At 40.7% G+C, this 12,005-nt stretch carries 7 protein-coding genes; all 7 read right to left on the reverse strand.

The features are described 5' to 3' along the window. Nucleotides 1–103: 103 nt before the first annotated feature. The 7 genes from fusA to GY23_RS16060 all read right to left on the reverse strand — a co-directional run bounded on the left by fusA (nt 104) and on the right by GY23_RS16060 (nt 11,797). The gene (gene fusA / locus GY23_RS16030) at nt 104–2,182 is read right to left on the reverse strand and encodes an elongation factor G (protein ID WP_075620196.1); all 2,079 of its coding nucleotides are present in this window, start codon (nt 2,180–2,182) and stop codon (nt 104–106) included. Nucleotides 2,183–2,233: 51 nt separating this feature from the next. Beyond that, the gene (rpsG, locus tag GY23_RS16035; RefSeq protein WP_075620197.1) at nt 2,234–2,704 is read right to left on the reverse strand and encodes a 30S ribosomal protein S7; all 471 of its coding nucleotides are present in this window, start codon (nt 2,702–2,704) and stop codon (nt 2,234–2,236) included. Nucleotides 2,705–2,746: 42 nt separating this feature from the next. Next, a complete protein-coding gene (rpsL, locus tag GY23_RS16040; protein WP_075620198.1) occupies nt 2,747–3,169 on the reverse strand; it encodes a 30S ribosomal protein S12 in 423 nt (140 codons plus the stop codon). Between the two features lie 101 nt (nt 3,170–3,270). Then, complete coding sequence (locus GY23_RS16045; protein WP_075620199.1) at nt 3,271–3,519, reverse strand: ribosomal L7Ae/L30e/S12e/Gadd45 family protein; 249 nt, start codon at nt 3,517–3,519, stop codon at nt 3,271–3,273. Between the two features lie 135 nt (nt 3,520–3,654). Then, nucleotides 3,655–7,257, reverse strand: coding sequence for a DNA-directed RNA polymerase subunit beta' (rpoC, locus tag GY23_RS16050; protein WP_075620200.1), 3,603 nt, complete (start codon nt 7,255–7,257; stop codon nt 3,655–3,657). A 145-nt stretch (nt 7,258–7,402) separates the two neighbouring features. Next, the gene (gene rpoB, locus GY23_RS16055; RefSeq protein WP_075620201.1) at nt 7,403–10,954 is read right to left on the reverse strand and encodes a DNA-directed RNA polymerase subunit beta; all 3,552 of its coding nucleotides are present in this window, start codon (nt 10,952–10,954) and stop codon (nt 7,403–7,405) included. Between the two features lie 237 nt (nt 10,955–11,191). Further along, entirely contained in the window at nt 11,192–11,797 is a 606-nt protein-coding gene (locus GY23_RS16060; protein WP_075620202.1) for a class I SAM-dependent methyltransferase, read from the reverse strand. Between the last annotated feature and the right edge of the window lie 208 nt (nt 11,798–12,005).

The following is a 12,005-nucleotide window of genomic DNA, read 5'->3' on the forward strand; positions in this document are numbered from 1 at the left end:
TCAAAATTATATTAATAGTTTTTTGTATGAATGATGAAGGTCGCGATCCCACATCATTCATAGCTTACAAAATAGTTATACTTGATAAAAAGTCAAAATTCAATTATTGACCTTTATTTTTTTTGATAATTTCTTCTGAAATTGATTTAGGTACTTCTTCGTAGTGATCGAAAGTCATAGAGAATACTCCACGCCCCTGAGTCGCAGAACGAAGTGTTGTAGCATAACCAAACATTTCTGCAAGTGGAACCATTGAACGAACAACTTGTGAATTACCACGAGCATCCATACCTTCTACGCGTCCACGGCGAGAAGTGATGTTACCCATAATATCTCCCAAGTATTCTTCAGGAATTACTACTTCCACTTTCATCATTGGCTCAAGAAGAACTGGTTTACATTTTGAAATTGCGTTTTTCAATGCCATAGATGCAGCAATTTTGAACGCCATTTCATTTGAATCGACATCATGGTAAGAACCGTCAAATAGACGAGCCTTAATGTCGATAAGTGGATATCCAGCAATTACACCATTGTTTAAAGAGTCACGAAGACCTGCTTCAACAGCTGGGATGTATTCACGTGGTACAACACCACCGACAACGCCATTTACGAATTCAAAGCCTTTTCCTTCTTCGTTTGGAGAGAATTCAATCCAAACGTGTCCGAATTGACCACGACCACCAGATTGTCGAACGAATTTACCTTCAACTGAAGCGGACTCACGGAATGTCTCACGGTAAGATACCATTGGAGCACCAACGTTAGCTTCCACTTTAAATTCACGGCGCATACGGTCAACTAAGATATCAAGGTGAAGTTCACCCATACCAGAGATGATTGTTTGTCCAGTTTCTGTGTCAGTATGAGCACGGAAAGTTGGATCTTCTTCTTGAAGTTTTTGTAAAGCTTGACCCATTTTATCTTGGTCAGCTTTTGATTTCGGTTCTACAGATAAAGAGATAACTGGCTCTGGGAATTCCATTGATTCAAGAATAACTTGGTTTTTCTCGTCACATAGAGTATCACCAGTTGTAGTGTCTTTAAGACCAACAGCAGCAGCGATATCACCAGAATAAACTTTAGAAATCTCTTCACGGCTGTTCGCATGCATTTGTAAGATACGACCTACGCGCTCACGTTTACCTTTTGTAGAGTTTTGTACGTATGAACCTGATTCAAGAACACCAGAGTACACACGGAAGAATGTTAATTTACCAACATAAGGGTCAGTCATTACTTTGAATGCCAATGCAGAGAATGGTTCATTGTCATCGGAATGACGAACAACCTCTTCATCAGAATCAGGTAATATACCATTAATAGCTGGCACGTCTGTTGGAGCTGGAAGATAATCAACTACTGCGTCAAGCATTTTTCGAACACCTTTGTGTTTGAATGCTGAACCACAAATAACTGGGTAGAATTCAACTGCAATTGTCGCTTTACGGATAGCCGTTTTCAACTCTGCATTTGAGATTTCTTCACCTTCTAGGTATTTCTCCATAAGATCTTCGTCAACGCTAGCTACCGCTTCGATTAATTTCTCACGATATTCTGCCGCTTGATCTTTATGTGATTCAGGAATTTCGCCTTCTGTAACTGCAGTACCGTCTTCGTTACCGTAGAAAGTAGCATTCATTTCAATAAGGTCGATAATTGCACTGAATTCTTCTTCAGCACCAATTGGAAGTTGGATTGGATGCGCGTTCGCTTGAAGGCGATCGTGTAGAGTTCCTACAGAATATAGGAAGTCTGCACCCATTTTATCCATTTTGTTAATGAAAACAATACGTGGTACGCCATAAGTTGTCGCTTGACGCCACACTGTTTCAGTTTGTGGTTCTACACCAGATTGTGCATCTAGAACAGTAACGGCTCCATCAAGTACTCGAAGTGAACGTTCAACTTCAACAGTGAAATCAACGTGTCCAGGAGTATCAATGATGTTTACGCGGTGACCCTTCCAAGAAGCTGTTGTAGCAGCAGATGTGATAGTGATACCACGTTCTTGCTCTTGCTCCATCCAGTCCATTTGTGATGCACCTTCATGCGTTTCACCAATTTTATGGATTTTACCAGTGTAATAAAGAACACGCTCAGTTGTTGTTGTTTTACCAGCATCGATATGAGCCATGATTCCGATATTACGCGTATTCTCTAAGGAGAACTCTCTAGCCATTTTGTATTTCTCCTTCCATCTCTCAAATGAGTAATTAGTGGATGAAAAATCCTACCAGCGGTAATGAGCGAATGCTTTGTTCGCTTCTGCCATTTTGTGCATATCTTCACGTTTTTTAACTGAAGCACCAGTGTTGTTAGAAGCGTCAAGAATTTCATTAGCTAGACGCTCTTCCATTGTTTTCTCCCCACGAAGACGAGAATAGTTCACTAAGTAACGAAGACCTAGTGTAGAACGACGTTCTGGGCGTACTTCGATTGGCACCTGATAGTTAGAACCACCAACACGGCGAGCTTTAACTTCAAGGACTGGCATGATGTTTGCTAATGCAGCATCAAATACTTCTACAGGATCTTTACCTGAACGTTCTTTAACTAGTTCGAACGCTCCATAAAGAATTTTTTGAGAAGTACCTCTTTTACCATCTACCATCATTTTATTGACTAAACGAGTTACTAGTTTCGAATTATAAATTGGATCTGGTAACACGTCACGTTTGGAAACAGGACCTTTACGAGGCATGTGTTTTCCTCCTTTCGAGTATTTCTATAGTTTTATTTTATATTAGCTTTTTTTAACTTTAGGGCGTTTAGTACCGTATAATGAACGGCTTTGCATACGTCCGTTTACACCAGCTGTATCAAGAGCACCACGTACGATATGGTAACGTACTCCAGCTAAGTCTTTTACTCGTCCTCCACGGATTAGAACAACACTGTGTTCTTGAAGGTTGTGACCTTCACCAGGGATGTACGCAGTAACCTCAAGTAGGTTAGTTAAACGTACACGAGCATATTTACGTAATGCCGAGTTAGGTTTACGTGGCGTCATTGTACCAACACGTGTACAAACCCCACGTTTTTGCGGAGAGTTAACGTTTGTTAACGTTTTTTTAGAGCTGTTATACCCTTTATTCAACGCAGGTGAGTTTGATTTTACACTTTTGGATTTACGAGGCTTACGTACTAATTGGTTAATTGTAGGCATCGATTATTCCTCCCTTCTTCTTATCGTTGTAATACCACACATCCAGGTGGTTCATTTTTGGGTAAAAAACAAAGTTTTTGTGTTTTCTTACACAAAAACCATTATACAGTAATTGCAACTACTGCTGCACCTACTTGAAGTCCGCAGGCTTTACCGAGTTCTATTTTAGACTCTACAAATTCAACCTTCACACCTTTTTCTTGTGCTAATTGAATAGCCGATTGGGTGATCCGAGTGTCTGCATCGCGAGCCACGAGAATTTCTACTACATGGCCACCGTGTATTGCTTTTACTGCTTGCTTAGTACCGATGACGGTTTTCTTCGCCTGATTAACTTTTTCATAAGACATTTACATATCCTCCAAAGACCCAGACCTTCAACTATCAACCTTAAACATATTAACATTCAAAAATTTTTCTGTCAACCTGTTTCAGAAAATATCCGGGGGGATGTTTCAATAATATTCCCCCGGAATTTGTTGAAGTTATTCTGCGTTCACAGTTACTCCGGATTCATTTCTCTTATCTGCAACCATTTTGATTTGACGGTAACGTTGCATACCAGTACCCGCTGGAACGAGTTTACCAATAATAACGTTTTCTTTCAAGCCAAGTAATTCATCACGTTTTCCTTTTATCGCCGCGTCTGTTAACACACGCGTTGTTTCTTGGAATGACGCTGCTGATAAGAATGATTCTGTTTCAAGAGACGCTTTCGTAATACCGAGAATAACTGGGCGACATGTTGCTGGGATTCTCCCGTTTAACACGGCTTCTTTATTCGCATCAGCAAATTGGTGAATGTCGAGTAATGAACCAGGCAATAGATCCGTTTCACCCGCCTCGATGACACGCACTTTACGAAGCATTTGGCGTACCATTACTTCGATGTGTTTGTCTCCGATTTCTACCCCTTGCATACGGTATACTTTTTGAACTTCTTTCAACAAATAAACTTGAACAGTTGAAACGTCTTTTACTTTTAGTAATTCTTTCGGATCGATTGAACCTTCCGTTAATACTTCGCCTCGTTTAATAGGGTCGTTAACTTGAACTTTTACGCGACCATTATAAGGAGAAAGGTATTTACGTGTTTCAACATCACCTTGAATAGTAATTTCTTTTTGTCCCTCTTTAATTTCTTCAATTTCAGTGATAACACCTGTGATTTCAGAAATAACAGCTTGACCTTTAGGATTACGAGATTCAAAAATCTCTTGGATACGTGGAAGACCCTGTGTAATATCGTCTCCAGCTACCCCACCGGTATGGAATGTACGCATCGTTAACTGAGTACCCGGTTCACCGATTGATTGTGCAGCAATAATCCCAACTGCTTCTCCAACTTCAACGTTTTCACCAGTTGCTAAGTTGATCCCGTAACATTTTTTACATACGCCGTGTTTCGTGTTACATGTGAAAGCAGAACGAATTGTTAACTCTTCGAATCCAGCCTCTAAAATAACGCGAGCTACGTCTTCTGTAATTAAACCATCTTTTTCCAAAATAACTTCTTTCGTTTCTGGATGGTAGATTGTTTTGCGTGTATGACGACCAACAATACGTTCGTCGAAACCTTCAATTACTTCAGTTCCGTCCATTAATGCGCCAATCAACAAGCCACGGTCCGTTCCACATTCATCTTCACGAACAATAACATCTTGAGCAACGTCAACTAATCGACGAGTTAGGTAACCTGAGTCAGCTGTTTTAAGTGCTGTATCGGCAAGACCTTTACGAGCACCATGCGTAGAGATGAAGTATTCAAGAACTGTTAAACCTTCACGGAATGATGACTTAATCGGAAGTTCGATAATACGACCAGCCGGATTGGCCATCAACCCACGCATACCAGCAAGTTGAGTGAAGTTGGATGCGTTACCACGCGCTCCTGAGTCACTCATCATGAAGATTGGGTTTAAATTATTCAATGATTTCATTAGTTTTTCCTGAATAACGTCCTTCGCAGCACTCCAATAAGAAATAACACGATCATATCGCTCTTCTTCTGTAATTAAACCACGACGGAATTGCTTCAGTACTTTATCTACTTTATCTTGTGCTTCTTCAAGAACCTCACCTTTATCTGGAAGTACCACGATATCTGAAATACCGATTGTAATACCAGCTCTAGTTGAGTATTTGAATCCAAGATTTTTCATACGGTCAAGCATTTTAGACGTTTCCGTAATGTGGAAGCGTTTGAATACTTCAGCGATGATATTCCCAAGAATTTTCTTCTTGAATGGTGATACAAGTTCCATTTCTTCAATGTGTTTACGCACATCTGTAGTTGTAGGAACAAAATATTTAGATGGTGTTTCAACTTGAAGGTTGAAATCCGTTGGTTCGTTAATGTAAGGGAATGTTTCAGGTAATATCTCATTGAAAATCACTTTACCTACTGTAGTCAATAACAACATCTTGTTTTGTTCTTCAGTAAATGTTGTGTTTTTCAAAGATCCTGCTGAAATTGCAATACGTGTATGCAAGTGCGCATGTCCATTTTGATAAGCAATTAACGCTTCATTAGGACCGTAGAATGTAGAACCTTCACCTGTAGCACCTTTGCGCTCAAGTGTTAAGTAATAGTTACCTAAAACCATATCTTGAGATGGTGTAACAACTGGTTTTCCATCTTTCGGGTTCAAAATGTTTTGTGCTGCCAACATAAGTAAACGAGCTTCAGCTTGTGCTTCTGCTGATAAAGGAACGTGAACAGCCATTTGGTCACCATCGAAGTCAGCGTTATAAGCTGTACATACTAGTGGGTGAAGACGGATTGCACGCCCTTCAACTAATGTTGGTTCAAATGCTTGAATTCCTAGACGGTGAAGAGTCGGTGCACGGTTTAATAAAACCGGATGCTCCTTAATAACGTCTTCTAATACATCCCAAACTTCTGGATGCATACGTTCAATTTTACGTTTCGCACTCTTGATGTTGTGTGCTAAGCCGCGTCCAACTAGCTCTTTCATAACAAATGGTTTGAATAATTCAATTGCCATTTCTTTCGGAAGACCACATTGATACATTTTCAAGTTTGGACCTACTACGATAACCGAACGACCAGAGTAGTCAACGCGTTTACCAAGTAAGTTTTGACGGAAACGTCCTTGTTTCCCTTTCAACATATGTGAAAGTGATTTTAATGGACGGTTACCTGGTCCAGTAACCGGACGGCCACGACGACCATTATCAATCATTGCATCTACTGCTTCTTGTAACATACGTTTTTCGTTTTGCACGATGATGCTTGGTGCACCTAAATCCAGCAAGCGTTTTAAACGGTTATTCCGGTTAATTACACGACGATACAAATCATTCAAATCGGATGTAGCAAAACGGCCACCATCTAATTGAACCATTGGTCGTAGTTCTGGTGGAATCACTGGCAGTACGTCTAATATCATCCAATCCGGCTTATTACCGGAGTTACGGAATGATTCAACTACTTCAAGACGCTTAATTGCACGCGTGCGTCGTTGACCAGCTGCAGTTTTAAGCTCTTCCTTCAGAACTTCCGTTTCTTTTTCAAGATCAAGTTCTTGAAGAAGGCGTTTTAGGGCTTCTGCACCCATTGCTGCATAAAATTTCTTGCCGTATTTTTCACGATACGCACGATACTCTTTTTCAGACAATAGTTGTTTACGCTCAAGCGGAGTATCCGCAGGGTCTACAACTACGTAAGAAGCAAAGTAAATTACTTCTTCTAATGAACGAGGTGACATATCTAAAATTAATCCCATACGACTTGGAATCCCTTTAAAATACCAAATATGTGATACAGGAGCTGCTAATTCAATGTGACCCATGCGTTCACGACGAACTTTCGAACGTGTAACTTCAACGCCACAACGATCACAAACAACACCTTTATAACGAACACGCTTATATTTACCACAATGACATTCCCAGTCCTTTGTTGGTCCGAAAATGCGTTCACAGAACAAACCATCTTTTTCAGGTTTCAGTGTGCGGTAGTTAATCGTTTCAGGCTTCTTCACTTCACCATATGACCAAGAACGAATCTTGTCAGGAGATGCTAAACCAATCTTCATGTACTCAAATTCATTAACGTCTATCAAGGAGCCTACCTCCCTTAGTCTGGGTATAAAGACTTTATCCACTTAGCTCAGGCGGATAACTTTTATGGAATCGGAAATGCGGGCAGGTAGATACCTGCCCTCAATCCTTAAAACTCATTTATATGTGTAATTCAAGCAGTCAACCTTACTCAGCTGAACCTACTGGTACTTCGTTCGTAGTTGGCAGGATATTGAGTGCATCCGCCGGTTGAAGATCATCTTCTTCATCCAAGTCACGCAGCTCAATTTCTTCGTCGTTGATTGTTAACATCTTAACGTCCATACCTAAACTTTGAAGTTCTTTTATTAATACTTTAAATGATTCTGGAACACCAGGTTGTGGTACACTTTCGCCTTTAACGATTGCTTCGTATGTTTTCACACGACCCACAACGTCATCGGATTTCACTGTCAAGATTTCTTGAAGTGTATAAGCAGCACCGTATGCCTCAAGTGCCCAAACCTCCATCTCACCGAAACGTTGTCCACCGAATTGTGCTTTACCACCAAGCGGTTGTTGCGTAACAAGAGAGTAAGGTCCAGTTGAACGTGCATGTAACTTATCGTCAACCATGTGCGCTAACTTGATCATATACATAATTCCGACAGAAACGCGGTTGTCAAATGGTTCACCAGAGCGACCATCATACAATGTTGTTTTACCATCACGGTTCATACCAGCTTCTTCCATCGTATCCCAAACATCTGCTTCATTGGCACCATCAAATACAGGTGAAGCCATATGAATGCCAAGTTTACGAGAAGCCATACCTAAGTGAAGCTCCAAAACTTGTCCGATGTTCATACGAGAAGGAACCCCAAGAGGGTTAAGCATGATATCTACAGGCGTACCATCCGGCATGAATGGCATATCTTCTTCTGGGAGAATACGTGAAATTACACCTTTGTTACCATGACGACCGGCCATTTTATCTCCAACAGAAATTTTACGTTTTTGAACGATATATGCACGAACCAACTGATTTACGCCAGGTGGCAACTCATCGCCATCTTCGCGGTTAAACACTTTGACGTCCAAGATAATTCCGCCTGCACCATGAGGTACACGTAGAGACGTATCACGAACTTCGCGTGCTTTTTCACCAAAAATCGCATGTAATAAACGTTCTTCAGCCGTTAATTCTGTAACGCCCTTAGGTGTTACTTTACCTACTAAGATATCACCGTCGCGAACTTCCGCACCAACACGGATAATACCACGGTCATCTAAATTACGAAGTGCTTCTTCCCCGACATTCGGAATATCACGAGTGATTTCTTCAGGCCCAAGTTTCGTATCACGCGATTCTGACTCGTACTCTTCAATATGCACAGAAGTGTACACATCATCTTTAACTAGTCGTTCACTCATGATTACAGCATCTTCATAGTTATATCCATCCCAAGTCATGAAAGCAACGAGTACGTTACGTCCAAGAGCCATTTCTCCACGTTCCATAGATGGACCATCTGCTAAAATATCAAGTGGTTTCACACGATCGCCAACTTTGACAATCGGACGTTGGTTATAGCTTGTTCCTTGGTTTGAACGAATGAATTTTTGTAATTTATATTTAGTTAAATCGCCTTTAACTTCTTTTCCGTCGATTTCTTCAATGCGACGAACTCGAATTTCTCTTGCCTCAACATGTTCAACGATTCCATCAAACTTCGCAATAACTGCAGCTCCAGAATCACGCGCGTTTACATGTTCCATACCTGTTCCCACGAAAGGTGCTTCAGGGTTTAATAACGGAACAGCTTGACGTTGCATGTTCGCACCCATTAGGGCACGGTTGGAGTCATCGTTTTCCAAGAATGGAATACAAGCTGTTGCTGCTGATACTACTTGTTTCGGCGAAACATCCATGTAATCGATTGCGCTACGTTTGAATACCGTGTTATCACCACGGAAGCGACCTACAACTTCTTCATCTACGAATTCACCAGTTTCAGATATCCGTGCATTTGCTTGTGCAACTACATAATTATCTTCTTCATCAGCAGTTAAGTAATCGATGCGAGCTGTTACGATCCCTGTCTCAGGGTCAACACGACGATAAGGAGTTTCAATAAATCCGAACTTATTCACTTTCGCGAAACTAGAAAGTGAGTTAATCAATCCAATGTTTGGCCCCTCAGGCGTTTCAATCGGACACATACGACCATAGTGAGAGTAATGAACGTCACGCACTTCAAAACCAGCACGCTCACGAGTTAAACCACCTGGTCCTAATGCCGATAGACGGCGTTTGTGCGTCAATTCAGCAAGCGGATTCGTTTGATCCATGAATTGGGATAATTGAGAACTACCAAAGAACTCTTTAATTGATGCAATAACCGGTCGGATATTAATCAATTGTTGTGGCACAATAGATTGTGTGTCATTGATTGACATACGTTCACGTACAACACGTTCCATACGAGAAAGACCAATACGGAATTGGTTTTGCAGTAATTCACCTACTGAACGCAAGCGACGGTTACCAAGATGATCAATGTCATCAGTGTTTCCGACGTTGTACAGTAAGCCGAAGAAGTAACTAATAGAAGAAATAATGTCAGCCGGTGTAATATTTTTAATGGCATCTTCAATATACGCGTTGCTAATCACATTGATTTCTTGTTGGGCTTCGTTATTTGGGGCATAAATTTTGATTGATTGCAAAGTGATATCGCCATCTAATACGCCACCGATTTGAGAAATTGTTTGGAATCCGATTCCATTCTCAAGATGGGGAATTAAACGATCAAGTAAACGACGGTCAATCACTGCGCCTTGTTCTGCTAGGATTTCCCCAGTTTCAGGATCTACAAGCGTTTCAGCCACAGTTTGATTGAACAAACGATTTTTTATGTGAAGTTTTTTATTCATTTTGTATCGACCAACATTCGCTAAATCATAGCGTTTTGGGTCAAAGAAACGTGAGTACAACAGACTTTTTGCGCTTTCAACTGTTGGCGGCTCGCCTGGACGAAGACGCTCATAAATTTCAAGCAATGCTTTTTCTGTGCTCTCCGTGTTGTCTTTTTCAAGCGTGTTACGTAGGAATTCATTATCACCAATTAAGTCGATGATTTCTTGATCAGAACCAAAACCAAGTGCACGTAAAAGAACCGTTACTGGTAATTTACGTGTGCGATCGATACGTACATAGACTACGTCTTTTGCATCAATTTCATATTCTAACCATGCACCACGGTTTGGAATAACCGTTGCACCGAAACCTTTTTTACCATTTTTATCCGTCTTATCGTGGAAGTAAACACTTGGTGAACGCACTAACTGAGAAACGATAACTCGCTCCGCACCGTTAATAACGAAAGTACCCGTTTCAGTCATTAGTGGGAAATCACCCATAAAGACGTCTTGTTCTTTCACTTCTTCTGTTTCCTTGTTGTGTAAACGTACTTTTACGCGAAGTGGTGCTGCGTATGTAACGTCACGTTCTTTTGATTCATCAACCGGATACTTCGGATCAGCTAAAGTATAGTCGATGAATTCAAGTGAAAGATTACCTGTAAAGTCTGTGATTGGTGAAATGTCACGGAACATTTCACGCAAGCCTTCTTCCAAGAACCATTCATAAGATGCTGTTTGAATTTCGATTAAATTCGGAAGTTCCAGCACCTCAGTAATACGCGCAAAACTTCTGCGCTGGCGGTGTTGTCCGTACTGAACTAGTTGACCTGCCAACTCATTCACCCCTCAATAAAGCAATATTAGGACTTTTCGTTACACCATATTTAGTGTATGATGTCGAAAAGACAAAAAGAAAACGAGATCTGCAAGAGCTCATTTTCGGTTAACCACATTTATTCTTGGTAAGTATACCCACTTATAAAATAGCTTTATACAAAAAAGGCATACGACCGCAAAATAATATTTTTGCATCTTATTATAATATCATAGCGATTTTGTCAAGTCAAATATTCATTTAACTTTCTCAGCCTTGATAATCCAGTAACCTTTTACTTTATCAACCACTTTAACTTGACCGAAAATTTCTTCTAATCGATCGAAAGAAGACGGTGCCCCTTGTTTCTTCTGAATGACTACCCACAATTCTCCACCCAAACTCAACTTGCGATATGCCTCTAAATAAAAACGAAAAATCGTTTCTTTACCTGCACGAATTGGCGGGTTTGTTAAGATTGCAGCAAAGTCAGCTTCCGTAACATCAGTCAAGCCATCACTTTCATAGATTCGCACATTTTGTACCCCGTTCACTTCCGCATTTTTCCGCGAAAGCTGCACCGCACGTTCATTAATGTCCACCATGTGAACCGTACGATTTATTTCGGTTTTGGCAATGGATAATCCAATGGGCCCATAACCACAACCCACATCTAGTACCGGTCCATCAGTTGTCGGCATTACAAACGTATCAATTAAGACACGGGAGCCAAAATCTACTTCGCTTTTACTAAAAACCCCTGTATCTGTTTCAAATTGAAACAACTCACCACGAAGTGGAAAACTCCATGATTTGGGCTTGCTTTCCGATTGAGGTTTTTTTGAATAATAGTGTTCAGACATTCGGGGACCCTCCAACCTTTATAAGAAAAGCGCAAAGTGCCGTCTTAGTCTGACACCAGCTTGCAGGACCTCCTGCAGCTTAGCTGTGGACTGGCACTTGTAGCTAGACATTGCATCATTAGAATGAAAAAATCTCTTTGCATACATTCTTTTTTTCTTACATATAAGCAAATAGAAGAAAAGCCCGTCGATAACTGACGACGAGCTT

The organism is Paenisporosarcina indica (assembly GCF_001939075.1).
Taxonomy (GTDB): domain Bacteria; phylum Bacillota; class Bacilli; order Bacillales_A; family Planococcaceae; genus Paenisporosarcina; species Paenisporosarcina indica.

Bases quoted from the DNA above. Each gene is read 5' to 3' on its own strand.
- fusA (WP_075620196.1), bottom strand. From the start codon at position 2,182: ATGGCTAGAGAGTTCTCCTTAGAGAATACGCGTAATATCGGAATCATG.
- rpsG (WP_075620197.1), bottom strand. From the start codon at position 2,704: ATGCCTCGTAAAGGTCCTGTTTCCAAACGTGACGTGTTACCAGATCCA.
- rpsL (WP_075620198.1), bottom strand. From the start codon at position 3,169: ATGCCTACAATTAACCAATTAGTACGTAAGCCTCGTAAATCCAAAAGT.
- GY23_RS16045 (WP_075620199.1), bottom strand. From the start codon at position 3,519: ATGTCTTATGAAAAAGTTAATCAGGCGAAGAAAACCGTCATCGGTACT.
- GY23_RS16060 (WP_075620202.1), bottom strand. From the start codon at position 11,797: ATGTCTGAACACTATTATTCAAAAAAACCTCAATCGGAAAGCAAGCCC.